General features: G+C 39.4%; 13 protein-coding genes and 1 other annotated feature. Of the genes, 1 reads left to right on the forward strand and 12 read right to left on the reverse strand.

What is annotated here, in order from left to right; all coding sequences use genetic code 11:
- Window positions 1–249 precede the first annotated feature (249 nt).
- From NE668_RS05625 to NE668_RS05665, 9 genes are all read right to left on the reverse strand, one after another.
- Window positions 250–1,980 (reverse strand): S-layer homology domain-containing protein, encoded by a 1,731-nt coding sequence (locus tag NE668_RS05625; RefSeq protein WP_195213557.1) that lies wholly within the window; start codon window positions 1,978–1,980, stop codon window positions 250–252.
- Between the two features lie 736 nt (window positions 1,981–2,716).
- Entirely contained in the window at window positions 2,717–3,904 is a 1,188-nt protein-coding gene (locus tag NE668_RS05630) for an oxygen-binding di-iron domain-containing protein (RefSeq protein ID WP_227037520.1), read from the reverse strand.
- Between the two features lie 310 nt (window positions 3,905–4,214).
- Window positions 4,215–4,754: a hypothetical protein gene (locus tag NE668_RS05635; RefSeq protein ID WP_012863703.1), complete on the reverse strand. Its 540-nt coding sequence runs from the start codon at window positions 4,752–4,754 to the stop codon at window positions 4,215–4,217.
- A 232-nt stretch (window positions 4,755–4,986) separates the two neighbouring features.
- Entirely contained in the window at window positions 4,987–6,057 is a 1,071-nt protein-coding gene (leuB, locus tag NE668_RS05640; protein ID WP_227037518.1) for a 3-isopropylmalate dehydrogenase, read from the reverse strand.
- A 380-nt stretch (window positions 6,058–6,437) separates the two neighbouring features.
- The gene (locus tag NE668_RS05645) at window positions 6,438–6,929 is read right to left on the reverse strand and encodes a 3-isopropylmalate dehydratase small subunit (RefSeq protein ID WP_227037517.1); all 492 of its coding nucleotides are present in this window, start codon (window positions 6,927–6,929) and stop codon (window positions 6,438–6,440) included.
- A 1-nt stretch (window position 6,930) separates the two neighbouring features.
- The gene (leuC, locus tag NE668_RS05650) at window positions 6,931–8,190 is read right to left on the reverse strand and encodes a 3-isopropylmalate dehydratase large subunit (protein ID WP_227037515.1); all 1,260 of its coding nucleotides are present in this window, start codon (window positions 8,188–8,190) and stop codon (window positions 6,931–6,933) included.
- A gap of 1 nt (window position 8,191) precedes the next feature.
- A complete protein-coding gene (locus NE668_RS05655) occupies window positions 8,192–9,730 on the reverse strand; it encodes a 2-isopropylmalate synthase (RefSeq protein WP_227037513.1) in 1,539 nt (512 codons plus the stop codon).
- Window positions 9,731–9,884: 154 nt separating this feature from the next.
- Window positions 9,885–10,086: a binding site (T-box leader), on the reverse strand.
- An 81-nt stretch (window positions 10,087–10,167) separates the two neighbouring features.
- Entirely contained in the window at window positions 10,168–10,575 is a 408-nt protein-coding gene (locus tag NE668_RS05660) for a hypothetical protein (RefSeq protein WP_227037511.1), read from the reverse strand.
- A gap of 385 nt (window positions 10,576–10,960) precedes the next feature.
- The gene (locus NE668_RS05665; RefSeq protein ID WP_227037510.1) at window positions 10,961–11,593 is read right to left on the reverse strand and encodes a hypothetical protein; all 633 of its coding nucleotides are present in this window, start codon (window positions 11,591–11,593) and stop codon (window positions 10,961–10,963) included.
- A gap of 319 nt (window positions 11,594–11,912) precedes the next feature.
- Between NE668_RS05665 and NE668_RS05670 the strand changes: the two genes are divergently transcribed.
- A complete protein-coding gene (locus NE668_RS05670; protein WP_227037509.1) occupies window positions 11,913–12,260 on the forward strand; it encodes a hypothetical protein in 348 nt (115 codons plus the stop codon).
- Between the two features lie 62 nt (window positions 12,261–12,322).
- Here the strand turns inward: NE668_RS05670 and NE668_RS05675 are convergent, their stop codons facing one another.
- From NE668_RS05675 to NE668_RS05685, 3 genes are all read right to left on the reverse strand, one after another.
- Window positions 12,323–12,811 (reverse strand): hypothetical protein, encoded by a 489-nt coding sequence (locus tag NE668_RS05675; protein WP_227037507.1) that lies wholly within the window; start codon window positions 12,809–12,811, stop codon window positions 12,323–12,325.
- Between the two features lie 208 nt (window positions 12,812–13,019).
- Window positions 13,020–13,496 carry an HXXEE domain-containing protein gene (locus tag NE668_RS05680; protein ID WP_227037506.1) on the reverse strand — a complete coding sequence of 159 codons (477 nt, stop codon included), beginning with the start codon at window positions 13,494–13,496 and terminating at the stop codon, window positions 13,020–13,022.
- 49 nt (window positions 13,497–13,545) lie between these two features.
- The gene (locus NE668_RS05685) at window positions 13,546–14,172 is read right to left on the reverse strand and encodes a GyrI-like domain-containing protein (protein ID WP_227037504.1); all 627 of its coding nucleotides are present in this window, start codon (window positions 14,170–14,172) and stop codon (window positions 13,546–13,548) included.
- Window positions 14,173–14,274 lie beyond the last annotated feature (102 nt).

The following is a 14,274-nucleotide window of genomic DNA, read 5'->3' on the forward strand; positions in this document are numbered from 1 at the left end:
GAAAAACCATATAAATCAAGGCAGTCTTTTTTAAATTTCATTATAACATAAAGAAAAACATCTGAAAAGGAGCATAAAAGAGGCTTCGTCAAATATTGGGACATTTATCTCACAAATCTTTTTTCATTAAAAGTAGAATACGTATTCAAAAAACATATAAGATAATACAAAAGCATATTAGACAAAAAAACAGGATGTATCAAAGATACATCCTGTTTTGAACTTTTACAAACTCTAGAAAAGTTAATTCTATTGATTATTGTATATACGGGAACCGTATACGTCACGTTCGTTTTTAGGTTCGTTGTTAACGCGAACACGTTCAGTTTTATGACGGTCGTTATCATCACCAGAAATACGATCAACACGGAAATGGTTAAGACGAATATTTTGTAATTCAGGACCGAATTCATTCAATGCACGTTTCATGTTTTCGTCAATAGGAGCACCGTTTTGAAGTGCACGGTACAACATAGTAGCGAATTCGTAACGAGTCATCTTAACATCGCCTTTGAATGTGCCATCAGGGTAACCAACAAGGATACCATTACCAGCCAATTGGCTAATATATTGGTAAGCCCAGTGGTTACGAGGAACGTCTGGGAATTCAGCAGTTTTGCTAGGATCAATTGCATGTGGAGTCAAGATTTGTAACAAGTTATTATATTTGTTTTCCATATCTTGAAGACGTGCGTTCAATTCAGCAATTTCACGACCCATAGCTACGCGGGAACGGGATTCTGGGGAACGTTTACCAAGACGAATAGATACACCTGCGTTCAATTGAGTTTCGCCAGTACCTACAGTGCCACCAACGGAGAACATTGTATCTTCGTTAGGACGGTAGAACGCACCCAACGCAGCGGAGTTAGCATTATGGTAGTGACCATAACCAGCAGCAATTGTCCATTTGTCATCTGGGTTGAAGTCCAATGGATGCAATGCAGCCAATGCAGCAGAACCTGCGCCTACTTTGTTAACGCGTCTTTCAACAGTACCAACACGACTAGTCAAGTTCTTAATATTGTTATTAATTTGACCAGGTGTGGAATTGTTGATTTGTGTTTGTAAGTCATTAGCTACGGAATATAATTGGCTACCGTTTACAGCATCTGTAGAAGTAGCGGAGATTTCCCCAGCCGCAACATTTTTAATTTGACGTTCAGCACCAGCTTTACCTACAGACACGGAACCATTAGCTGCAGAACCTACGCCAGCAAAACCACCAAAGGTATGACCAGCGATGGTTGCACTACTTTGAGCTGTAGCTTCACTTGTAGTAGAACCTGTGCCTAATGCGATAGAGTTTAAATGTGTTGCATTTGCATGATCACCAATCGCCATAGCGTAGTCAGCTGTAGCACTCGCATCAGAACCAAATGCATTAGAACGCACATTAGTTGCCTGTGCACCAGCGCCAAATGCTTGAGCATGATCACCAGATGCAAGGGCAGAGGAACCCATAGCAACAGAATGATTATTAGTTGCTTGTGCGCTAGAACCAATCGCATTAGATTTATAGCCAGACGCTAGTGCTTCATAGCCAATAGCTTGTGAGCGAACTTCGGAAGCCTTTGCACGAGTACCAATAGCGGTAGACCATGTACGTTGTGCTTCAGCAGAATGACCAATAGCAATAGATTCATTCATCAACGCTTTGGAAGAATTCCCCATTGCTAATGCAGAGGTACCTGCTGCAGTATTGTTAACACCTATAGCGACAGAATTACTTTTCCAGTCACCAGTTCTCTTTGTAGCATCATCTGGCTCATTTTCATAATCACGATCACGGAAGTTTGCATCAGATTCTTTTACAGTATTACCACTACCATACGCAACTGCATTATTAGCACCTGTAACAACATTAGTGTTGTCCATTACAACAGAAGCAGCGTCTACTGGATTAACATTCGCACCAACAGCAGTGACAGCAGCCAATACAGCAAATGCTAATTTTTTGGAATGTTTCATTTCTCTCATCTTACACCCTCACTAAATTAAAAAATTATCTAAATTACAATACAATTTTTCATTCTCTCTATGTTCCGTCTCTCACCTCGGTCTGAACAGGTGATATTCTAAATTAGCATAAAGAAATACCCCTATATCAGTTTAAGAAAAATTTATATTGTCGATTACTCGCATAGAATATCAAAGTTTTACGATATACACAACCCTTTTTTCTAACACAAATCAAATTAACAAGTTTCTATACCTATCAAAATCCGCTTTATTCCTAGCTTTATAAGGAAATAAATTTTACTCATTATTTTCCCTTATGAGTTAAATTTTTCGCAACTTTGTAAACTTTTCTCATGTAACAAACTGTATAACTTATAAATAAATAACCACCTTATAAGTACGCAAAATATACCTTTTACCCTTATTATATCCCATTCACACTTAATTCATGAATTATATGTGAATTAAACTGTTTTGTATATTTAATCAACAACTTAACATTTTATTATAATTTTATATTTCTATAGCGCCAGTATCTATCAATGCAAATCGGTGCCCCAAAAAACGCTAACGAGAATGTTATGAGAATAAACATGACAAATACAATTTATATTGACTAATATTTTATGTATATGTTTAAAAAAAGAAGGCCCCTATTCTTCATGAAAATACCCCTTTTACTGATTATCCAGTAAAGGGGGTACATATCAAAAATAGGGGTTTTATAACAAGAATCTTTCTTTATTATATGTAATTATACTAATAATGCACTTACAAGTGCTTCTGCTTTATTAAAGTCGGATTCTTCGGGGTTCCAGTTGCATTTGATTTCAGGTTCTACTACAGAGAATCCATATTTAGTCAACTCTTCACGGAGTACCTTTGTAGATTCACCAGACCAGCCATAGGTACCAAATACAGCAGCCTTTTTATTTTTGAATTTCAACTCACGCAAGAAGTCGAGCCAACCAGCTACAGCAGATAATACGCTGTTACCCACTGTTGGAGAGCCTACAGCAATCGCTCTAGACTTAAAGACTTCCGTCATAATATCATTTTTATTGGTTTTGCTAATGTTAAAAATCTTAACACGTGTATCAGGGGATTGCTTAGCAATTTCTTCAGCAATCTTATGGGCCAATTTCTTGGTGCCATCCCACATAGTATCGTATACAACTGTGACTTGATCTTCTTGGTACGCTTGAGACCATTCATAATATTTTTCTACGATTTGCATTGGATTTTCTCGCCAAATGGCGCCATGACTAGTAGCGATGATATCGATTGGCAAGTTAAGCTTTTGAATTTCTTCAACTTTAGCTTTTACCAATGGAGAGAATGGATTCAAGATATTAGCGTAATATTTCATCGCCTCTTCCCATAGACGGCATTGATCGGCCTTATCCGCCCATAGTTCTTCTACGGCAAAATGCTGACCGAATGCATCGTTGGAGAACAAGATATTATCCCCTGTCATATAAGTCGCCATGGAATCAGGCCAGTGAAGCATGCGCATTTCTACGAACACCAAGGATTTACCGTTCCCGATATCTACGGAGTCACCAGTTTTAACAGTTTTGAAATTCCATTCTGGATGATGATATTGACCAACCAAGGACTTAACTGCATTTTCGGTACAATAAATTGGCGTATTAGGTATTTTTTCCATCAACGCAGGCAAAGAACCACTATGATCTACTTCGCCGTGGTTACATACGATGAAATCAATCTTATTCAAATCGATTTCGGATTCCAAGTTATCAATGAACTCAGAGGAATGAGGTTTCCACACAGTATCGATGAGGACAGTCTTCTCCTCTTCAATCAAATAGGCATTTTGGCTTGAACCATTATTAATACTGTAATCAGAACCGTGGAACTCTTGCAATTCCCAGTCGATTTTGCCAACCCAAGAAACATTGTTTTTAATGTGCTTTCTCATAATAACCTCCATGTTCTGTGAAAGTTGACGTGCTTAACTCAGATTTTTTTAATGAACCTATATAGAAACACGAATGATAGAAGCAACTTTCACCGATAATACCAAATATATGGCCAAATGTTATATCAATGGATACAACATAAATCGGTCATTAACTATAGTTTTATTATATCGATATCACACAATTAAGTCTGTACCTGTAGGTACAGTTTTGAGAATTATTATAAAAACCACTCATAGGTAATCACATGCCGTACATTAGTACACATCGATTTCCCATGAGTGGTTACGAGTATATGTAATTATATGATTATTTATTACCCGATTTAGATAGTCCAGGGATAGCTTTATAGATATATAATGCAATATATCCATCAACCAAGCTATGAACGATGGTACCGCCACCTACAAGAACAAATACAACGTAGATGAGATCAATGTTTGGCATCGTAGTGGTAGTATAGAACAATAGGCATGCTAGTACCTCACCAATAGCGTGAACGATAGCACAAGCAAGGTTAAACGCAACAAAGGATAGAGCCCCTGTTAATACGCCTGGATGATGTTTAATATAGTAAGCCCCCATCAAGGCAAAGATGATATGAGATGCAGCACGCATAACGATAACAAGTGGGAACCCTGCTACAAAGAAGCCGAGCGTAGAACCTATCACGACACAAGCTGCCATCTTTCTAGATAAGAACATAGCTAGGAATATAGGAACATGACTCGCCAATGTATACGATGCCGGTGGAATCACAACTTTCAAAGGCATCACGATAGGAATCATGATGGCTAATGCCATCAATAAAGCAGTAATGGTTAAATTTCGATACATCGAAGAATTCATAAAGGCCTCCTTAAAGAATATTTTGCCATACATCTACCAATATAGCACTCTAATATATGAAGAACAACTACGTATACCGCTAGTGTCCTACAAAAAAAAGAGAGGGCCTTACAACCTTCTCTTTTTTAATTGGACAAATATATTATAATACCTATATCTTAACGCTTATAATACGATTTTAAAAATGACGTAACTCACGTTAATACCTTTCAGGAATCTTAATTCATTACTTTTATAAACGTTCGATTACGGCTTGCGCCATTTCTGTTGTACCTACGCGTTTCAACCCTTCACGGTAGATATCGCCAGTGCGGTAACCATCAACGAGCACTTGTTCTACAGCACTTTCAATAGCGTCAGCCACTTGAGGTAAATCAAGGGAATGACGGCACATCATCGCAGCGGACAAGATTGTACCCAACGGATTCGCCAAGTTTTTGCCCATGATGTCCGGTGCAGATCCGTGGATTGGCTCGTACAATGCAGTACCGGTACCCATGGATGCAGATGGTAAAAGCCCGATAGAACCGGAAATAACAGCACCTTCGTCGGACAAGATATCGCCGAACAAGTTTGTCGTAACGATAACATCAAACTGTGCAGGATTTACAACGAGCTGCATCGCGGTGTTATCTACATAAAGGTAATCTGTTGCAATATCTGGATTAGCAGCCGCTTTCTCTTGCGCGATTTTACGCCACAAACGAGAAGACGCCAATACGTTTGCTTTATCTACGGATACGACCTTTTTGTTACGTTTACGAGCTGTTTCCATAGCGATATCCATGATGCGTTCTACTTCATAACGGCTGTATGTTTCTTTATCCCAAGCGAACTCATTAGCACCTTCACCTTGTGCCTCTTCACGTTCACCGAAATAAATACCGCCAGTTAACTCACGAACGATAACGAAATCTACATCTTGTACGAGCTCCTTTTTAAGCGGAGAATACTCTTGCAAAGATGGATAGATTTTCACAGGACGCAAGTTACAGAACAAACCAAGCTCCTTGCGAAGACCTAGGATTGCCTTTTCAGGACGGATAGACGGATCTACATTATCCCATTTAGGACCGCCAACAGCACCAAGCAATACAGCATCAGCATTTTTACAAGCCTCGATAGTATCCTCAGTCAAAGGCACGCCGTATGCATCAATAGACGCACCGCCCGCTTTCTTATCAATCCAATTAACCTTTATACCGGCTTTCTCAAAAGCCACATCACACACAGCCTTCGCTGCAGCAATAATCTCAGTACCGATACCATCACCAGAAATCAATACGATATTTTTTTCGCTCATTCTTATTTCCTCATATACTACATTCATCCGAGGCAAGGTGAAGTCCTAAAGCTCCAGCTAGCTTAACGGCCTTCGCCCAAGGGGCTCGACCTACTAAAGTCGCTTGAGGACTTCACCTTGCCTCTACATTATCAATACATTGCGGAACTCCGCAAGACCGAAAAACACATCCACCCTCAGAACAGAAGATTACAATTTGGCTCAAACCTCACCGACAAATTGCTAAGAGCCGAATGCCCGTTGAAACCGACTTTGGCCCTGCGAAGGCCGCAGGCCGGAGTCAGACCCGGCCAGTGGAGGTTGAGACGGATGTTTGGCTCGCCTCCGAAGACCGCTAAGGCAACTGGAGGGAAAAACAAACATTCCATCCCGGATATGTACTACTTGCGATGTTTCGCAAAGTTTACAAGACCTCCTGCTGCCGCAATGTCTTGAATGAATTGTGGCAATTCAGTACCTTGGTATTGTTCGTTTTTAGTCAAGTTATACACGATGCCTTTAGACAAGTCTACGCCGATAGCGTCGCCTGCATCGATACGATCTACTTGTTCGCCGATTTCAATAACTGGTAAACCGATATTGATGGCATTACGGAAGAAGATACGTGCAAAGGAGTGTGCTACGATAACAGACACGCCTTTTGCTTTAATAACGCCTGGTGCGTGTTCACGAGAGGAACCGCAACCGAAGTTTTTGCCAGCTACCATGATTTCACCAGCTTTCACATTAGGAGCGAATGTAGTATCAATGTCCTCCATCGCATGTTCAGCTAATTCGTTCCAATCAGCAATCGCCAAGTAACGAGCTGGAATGATTACGTCTGTATCTACATCGTCGCCGTAGCGCCAGATTTTCTTGCTTTCAAAATCCATATTAAACCTCCTCAGGGCCTGCAATGCGGCCTAATACAGCACTTGCTGCCGCCACGTAAGGGCTTGCCAAATATACTTCAGAATCAACGTGACCCATACGACCACGGAAGTTACGGTTTGTAGTGGAAACGGTTCTTTCACCAGCTGCCATGATCCCCATGTAACCACCAAGGCAAGGACCACATGTTGGCGTGGACACAGCGCAATCAGCTTGAATGAAGATATCCAACAAACCATCTTTCATCGCTTGGTCGTATACATCTTGGGAGCCAGGAATTACGATACAACGAACGAATGGAGCCACCTTGCGACCTTTGAAGATTTCCGCAGCTGCTACCAAGTCCTCATAACGGCCATTTGTACAAGAGCCGATGATCACTTGGTCGATTTTAATATCTTTGTCAATCTCGTTGATGTAATGTGTGTTGGATGGCAAATGAGGGAATGCTACAACTGGTTGCAATTTAGACAAATCGATAGTCACAGTTTGAGCATATACTGCATCAGGGTCTGGATTAATTGGTTCTACAGGACGGTTTACGCGACCTTTGATATAGGCTTCGGTGATTTCATCATAAGGGAACACGCCACATTTACCGCCCGCTTCGATAGCCATATTACAGATTGTAAGACGGTCAGCCATAGTCATATGTTGCACGCCTTCGCCACCGAATTCAAGGGCCATGTAACGAGCGCCATCTACGCCAATTTTGCCGATTAAATCAAGGATTACGTCCTTACCAGTTACCCATTTGTTAGGTTTACCGATAAGCTCAACCTTAATTGTTTCAGGCACTTTGAACCAAGTTTTACCTTCTGCCATAGCAACACCTGCATCAGTGGAGCCAACGCCTGTGGAGAATGCATTCACCGCACCATATGTACAAGTGTGGGAGTCAGCACCAATCATCATTTCACCGGGACCGATAAGACCTTTTTCTGGCAAGATAACGTGCTCGATACCCATACGACCTACTTCAAAGTAATTCGTAATGCCATGTTCGCGTACGAAATCGCGCATGACTTTCGCTTGTGTAGCAGATTGAATATCTTTATTTGGTGTGAAATGGTCAGGAACCAAGTAGATTTTATGACGATCAAATACAGGTTTGCCGATTTTTAAGAACTCTTTGCGAGCCGGTGGGAATGTGATGTCGTTCATCAATACCGCATCCAAATGACACTCGATGATTTGGCCTGGCTTTACAACATCAAGACCCGCATGACGAGCCATATTCTTTTCAGTAATGGTCATACCCATATTATTCTTCCTCCTGTTGTTCTAGCTCCATAGCTAGGAATACTGAGTTTACTGCATTAATATATGCATTTACACTTGATTTAACAATATCGGTGCTGATACCACGACCATGGTACAAACGACCGTTATATTCTACCTTGAGAGTTGCTTCCCCAAGGGCATCTTTACCAGCTGTTATAGCGCGGATTTGGTAATCTTTCAAACTGATTGGCAAGCCAACCACACGTTCAACCGCTTTAAGGGATGCGTCTACTGGACCATCACCAACGGCTGCATCTGCTTTTTCACCTTCTGGAGTCATGAGACGAACGTCAGCATAGGCATAGCCTTTTTCGCCCGATTTGTAGTATTGAGCCACGAGTTCGAATGCTTTTTTGTGGTGAAGATTATCTACTACAAGGGCTACGATATCATCATCGTATACTTGTTTTTTGCGGTCCGCCAATTCTTTGAATTTACCAAAGAGATCATTGATTTTCTCTTCTGTGAAAGATTGAAATCCAAGTTTTGCCAAATGATCGGCAAAGGCATGACGGCCAGAGTGTTTACCCAATACGAGATCTGTTTTTTCAGCACCTACGGACTCAGGCGTCATGATTTCATACGTTTCAGGGTTGCTCATCATACCATGTTGGTGAATACCAGACTCATGAGCAAAGGCGTTAGAACCTACGATTGGTTTATTGGGAGGAACTACAACACCTGTTAAACGGCTCACAAGTTTAGATACTTTCGTAAATTGTTTTGTATCAATATTCACTTGAAGGTCATCGAAATAATCATGGCGTGTTTTAAGAGCCATAACAACCTCTTCAATTGCTACATTACCTGCACGTTCACCTAGACCATTAATTGTACCCTCTACTTGACGTGCACCTGCTTTAATAGCAGCTAATGTATTCGCATTGGCAAGGCCTAAGTCGTCATGACAGTGAACAGAGATGATGGCATTTTCAATACCTGGTGTATGTTCTTTAATATAACGGATTTTGTCACCAAATTCGTTAGGGTTCATGTACCCCACAGTATCTGGTACATTAATAATTGTAGCGCCACCAGCGATAGCCACGCCGAATACTTCACACAAGAAATCTAAGTCTGTACGAGCCGCATCTTCACCAGAGAACTCGATTTCATCAAATTTGCCTTTTGCAAATTCCAAGATAGATTCAACGCGATCCAATACCTCTTGACGAGTCATTTTCAATTTATATTTCATGTGGATTTCGGATGTAGCGATAAACACATGCAAACGGCTGCGCTCTGCATCTTTCAACGCATCAGCCACCTTTTGCACGTCCTTTTCGTTGGCACGGGCCAAGCCACAAATCGTTGTGCCTTTAACCTCGCGAGCAATCATTTGTACCGCGTCAAAATCTCCAGGGGATGCAGCCGGGAAGCCAGCCTCGATTACGTCGATGCCGAGGCGTACTAGGCCTTTCGCAATTTCAATTTTTTCAGGAGTTTGTAAAGACACACCTGGTGTTTGTTCCCCATCACGAAGGGTTGTATCGAAGAAATATACGCGATTCTGTTCCATAATAGCCACCTTTTCTATCCTCATAAAACATAACACTTTATTATATCTATCCATAGTGAAAGTTTGTAACATCACCAATGTCGACACTATGTATAATCAGTGATTTACTAGACTTTCACAAATAAAAAAGCCCCTCAGAACAACCGTCGTTGCTCAAAGGGGCGTTATATTCATAACACGGTACCACCCTAATTGGGACTCGTTTCGGGTATAACGGAACCACCGTCGATGACTACTGACGTTCGCCACCGAAGCTCACGGGAGAGTGTCAGCGTACAACCTCTATTGCCTCGCACCAGCCGGCAACTCTCTGAAAGCAGGATTTGTAAACCTTTATACCCGTTCATCGCTTGATTTAAGATATAAGGGTATTGTACTGTATTCTATAGACTTATGTCAATTAAAATAAAATGAATATGATTTCATAAAACTCATCGTTAGTAGTTAGTCCACTCTAAACTATCAAAATCATTCATAATGAGTTTCTTCTTCTTTACCACTTGGTTCGTTAGCTCAATGCGTTCACTAACAAATGAAATATCTGTATACCATTCCTTTAAATTAGCATACACTTCATTCTCTAAATCAATAATGATAGTTTCTATGGGATCCCAAGTTTTACACTGTACAGATTCCACCATAACCATGCTACTACCTATGAAAGTAACATCTCTACCATAAATCCAAAATGGCAATATCTTATTTTTTATAGAAATAGAATATATAGCATCCCCATGAGGCGGTTCCGTTTCATATTGCGTGCGTATTTGGTACTTTTCCATAATTTCATTACTACCATTTTCTATATATGGTAGCTTTGAAATCTTATAATTTTCTGCGTTCATATAAGCTCCATTATTTTTAATATCAACCACACTATAGAGAACTGTATATCGCTATTTGTGTAGCATATATTTTGCTATACTTATTACGAAGAGAGTCCGTTGACGTGAGTTAGGTTCATCTCCGCGAGGAGGTGATACTATGACAAATCATGAGGTTACCTATGTAATTATCATAGTTCTGTTATCAGTAGTCACTATCATTGCACTAGTTAAGTAGTACAACGATAAACGCCTAACGTATAGAGGAGTGCAGTCCTCTAACACGTTAGGCGCTATCATAATTTTGTTCAGTTTTAGATGAGCCTAACGCCCTAATCACGTTAATGGGCTCTCTTTATATATATTATAAGCTAATCATACTTAAAAAGATAGTACAATAAATAACTCAATTTATACCTACACTATTAATTATTTCTCTAGCCCGTTTAACAGAAATTGGCTCATCAAATAAGAACACATGGTTCTGCCCCGCATGTTCCCAAAATGCTAAGTAAACGGCGTCATCCACCATTCGATAGGTTATCGTCATCCCATTTATAACATCGGTTTTCTGAGGTAAGTATTCCTTATAATCACCTGCGATGTTACCTGATAGAGTCGACACACGATACTTAATATATTTCGGCATATCATCCACACGATCAAAATATCTCCCATTTAAAAACTCATGATAAGCATACACGACTTGTAATACATCGTGATCCACAATAGATACATGTATAAGACGTAATCCCTCTATTCCACTTGGTAACTGCGGTTTAAAGTTCAGATGTTGCTTAGTCTCATATATAGTATCAAACACCTCTAGCGATTGACCCTTATGAATGCTTCTATAATCCTCATCAGTCATAGTACAACTTCCAAGCCCATCGGGACAAGGAAACTCATTTCGATCACCATAAGGCTGATTATAAATAGAATTACCATTAAGGCGAAACCGCATCAAGTCATCTGCTGAGACGACATTGATAGAACCTATAAAAGCTAATGTAGTCAGTGCACATATAATCTTTTTCATGATACATTCCCCTATAAATAAACTACATCTATTAAGTAAATTATATCATTAAAAGAAGACTATCTAGATGATATTTACTGTCCCATACACTCTATCCGATGCACTCCAATAGAATTTACTTTCACAAGCTCAGATTTTTTAAAAATTGAATTATGTATTATCTAAAATCTATCACATTTGATAGTATCTATCATAAATTATCCTACTATTCAAAATAATCGTAGGTGCTATAATGAACTCAACAAAAGGAACATGTGCTCATATAATACTAGTTAACGCACTGTTCTATATAATTAGTAGTTTATAAAAGGAGACCATCATGACACATACACAAGTAAAAGAACTCGTACAAGCTTTATTAGATGCACCTACAAGCAATCCAACATTAAAAGAATTCGCTCAATCTTGGATCAATGCAGAAGGCAAACCTGAACAAGAAGCACTTACAAAACAACTCGTATCCGTTGCGGAGCAAAACATTGCACTCATCGACGAAACAATCGGCTTTGCAGGATCTGAACTTGGTACACAAATTCTTGGTGCAGAAGGTGCTGCTAACCTATTGCAACACGCTAAAGACATTAAGGCAAAAGGCGCTAAATTCTGCGACTGCCCTGGATGCACAGCATGTAAACACGTTATCGATTTGAAAGCGGAAATTATGTAGAGAAATCAATAGAGACAATAAACGGCTCCTTTTAGGGAGCCGTTTTCTATATGTTAACTGATTTATATCATTTTATAATCACCTAAAGCGCTACTATTTTTAAAAATCTTTGCTTCAACTTCTACTCTATTTTTATTGATAAGTAAACTTAAACCATATTTATATTTAAAGTCACTATCTATACTAGTCAAGAATTCTAACTTCTTTTTATCATATAAGGTATCGTCACTATTCCACCAAGGCTTTATTTCTATAACAACAAAATTATTCTCATTACTTCCACGCTTATGAATAATAATATCAGGTCTAATCCGACTTTCACCCATATATTTCTTATCATCTTTATTTCGATTATATTCACAGTCTACATCATATTCAGTAATAAGTAATGCTAAATAATGTCCAAGCTTATATGAAATCGATAATTCACTAACATGTTCATCATCCTTAACATGTTGCTCAGATTTATGATTTACTAAATACTGATCCTTATAATACAGCATATCTAATGCTAGCTTCAACACTTTTAAGAACTCTTCTAAACTCTTCATAATATATCCTCCTAATACTATAAACAAAAATAATTCAACCTATATTATTTATTATTCTACACTTTTATATAAATTTCTCTATTAGTATTGCTAATTTATTTTACCAACAATATAACCTTACTCTAACTTAAATAAAGCGGTCCCTCATGGAAAAGCCGCTTTATTTAACAATATGTCTATATATCTGTGAAAGCTTTCCGTTCACAGTCTAATCAGATGGTTTTTGTAACACCTGTAATATTTTAAAACTCACCGCAATATTTACAAGGATAAGCAGCAATGTTATAAACGAATACGCCAAGAGCCAATAGTTTGCTGATACCGCATCATAGATTCGGCAAGTACAATAACCGGCTGTGATGATACCGCTTAGAACGCCCGGTATATACTGTTGCAGGAAAATACTTTGGAATATATGTCCAATCACATGATATATATACGCTATGATGACAGTGATGTAAATGTCGAAGCTTTCAAAATAAATACTTAAGCCCAGCACAATCAACAAAAGCAGGAATTCCTGACAAACGATGGCATTAAATCTAGACGGTGTAAAAGCGGCCGCTAAGAATTGCTGTTGCAGTTTTGGATTCCTTCGCATAAATCTTGGAAATAAAAGAATCTCTTCAAATTCGTGCAACATAAAAATGCTTGGGAATAATAAGAAAAAACTATTCAGATCCATAAGGTGCCTCCTTCATAAATCCGATTAGGTTTATTATGACAGCCTTATACTATCCCTTTTTCACTTGTACGCGCAGCACCGTTTTCAATTTTGCGAGCTCCACCTTTCGTGCATCGGACAAATAGATTTCCCGATGCCACTCGTTGTTAGCACGTTGCAAACTATGAGAAGAGCAGAATTCATCTACTTTCATAAACGATTCCGGTTCATCATCATAAGGCCCGACATGCAATATCTGCACACAATCCCCATCCTCTATCGATTCGAGCCGCACGTCCTTAAATCGAGGCAACAATTTTTTCTTGGACACATTAACAATGGCCTCCTCTAACACGTCAGACGTCACAAAATCCGGTTGTCTGATCATCACCCGGTATTGCAGATTATTCTTATCAAACTGCTCCGTATACTCAATCTGCTTCCAGAGCGCCTCCAACGGATACACGGTGTAATCAAAATACCCGTCTGGTGTCACGCCTTTTTTCGGCAACATCTTTATCCCGTAAGACAACGAATATAACGCCTCGATATCATCGGCGAAGGCCGCATGATTTGGATTTCCCACGCCGTCCAAAACGAGAAACTTCATGCTCGGTACTGTAACCTGCACCGCCTGCTGCTTCGGACAATACAGTTCCTTTTCGTGCTTGCGCCATTCATGCTTTACTGCAGTCATAATTAACCCCTCTTTCTGAAAGAAAATATATGATTTCTTTTATCGTAAAGGAGGATTATGAAATTAGTTTTAAAAAGAACGTTTACATACTAAATTAAAGAC

Source organism: Veillonella parvula (genome assembly GCF_024461875.1).
Classification (GTDB): domain Bacteria; phylum Bacillota; class Negativicutes; order Veillonellales; family Veillonellaceae; genus Veillonella; species Veillonella parvula_I.

Bases quoted from the DNA above. Each gene is read 5' to 3' on its own strand.
- NE668_RS05635 (WP_012863703.1), bottom strand. From the start codon at position 4,754: ATGAATTCTTCGATGTATCGAAATTTAACCATTACTGCTTTATTGATG.
- NE668_RS05655 (WP_227037513.1), bottom strand. From the start codon at position 9,730: ATGGAACAGAATCGCGTATATTTCTTCGATACAACCCTTCGTGATGGG.
- NE668_RS05675 (WP_227037507.1), bottom strand. From the start codon at position 12,811: ATGAAGAGTTTAGAAGAGTTCTTAAAAGTGTTGAAGCTAGCATTAGAT.
- NE668_RS05685 (WP_227037504.1), bottom strand. From the start codon at position 14,172: ATGACTGCAGTAAAGCATGAATGGCGCAAGCACGAAAAGGAACTGTAT.
- NE668_RS05680 (WP_227037506.1), bottom strand. From the start codon at position 13,496: ATGGATCTGAATAGTTTTTTCTTATTATTCCCAAGCATTTTTATGTTG.
- NE668_RS05670 (WP_227037509.1), top strand. From the start codon at position 11,913: ATGACACATACACAAGTAAAAGAACTCGTACAAGCTTTATTAGATGCA.
- NE668_RS05665 (WP_227037510.1), bottom strand. From the start codon at position 11,593: ATGAAAAAGATTATATGTGCACTGACTACATTAGCTTTTATAGGTTCT.
- leuC (WP_227037515.1), bottom strand. From the start codon at position 8,190: ATGGGTATGACCATTACTGAAAAGAATATGGCTCGTCATGCGGGTCTT.
- NE668_RS05630 (WP_227037520.1), bottom strand. From the start codon at position 3,904: ATGAGAAAGCACATTAAAAACAATGTTTCTTGGGTTGGCAAAATCGAC.
- NE668_RS05645 (WP_227037517.1), bottom strand. From the start codon at position 6,929: ATGGATTTTGAAAGCAAGAAAATCTGGCGCTACGGCGACGATGTAGAT.
- NE668_RS05660 (WP_227037511.1), bottom strand. From the start codon at position 10,575: ATGAACGCAGAAAATTATAAGATTTCAAAGCTACCATATATAGAAAAT.
- leuB (WP_227037518.1), bottom strand. From the start codon at position 6,057: ATGAGCGAAAAAAATATCGTATTGATTTCTGGTGATGGTATCGGTACT.
- NE668_RS05625 (WP_195213557.1), bottom strand. From the start codon at position 1,980: ATGAGAGAAATGAAACATTCCAAAAAATTAGCATTTGCTGTATTGGCT.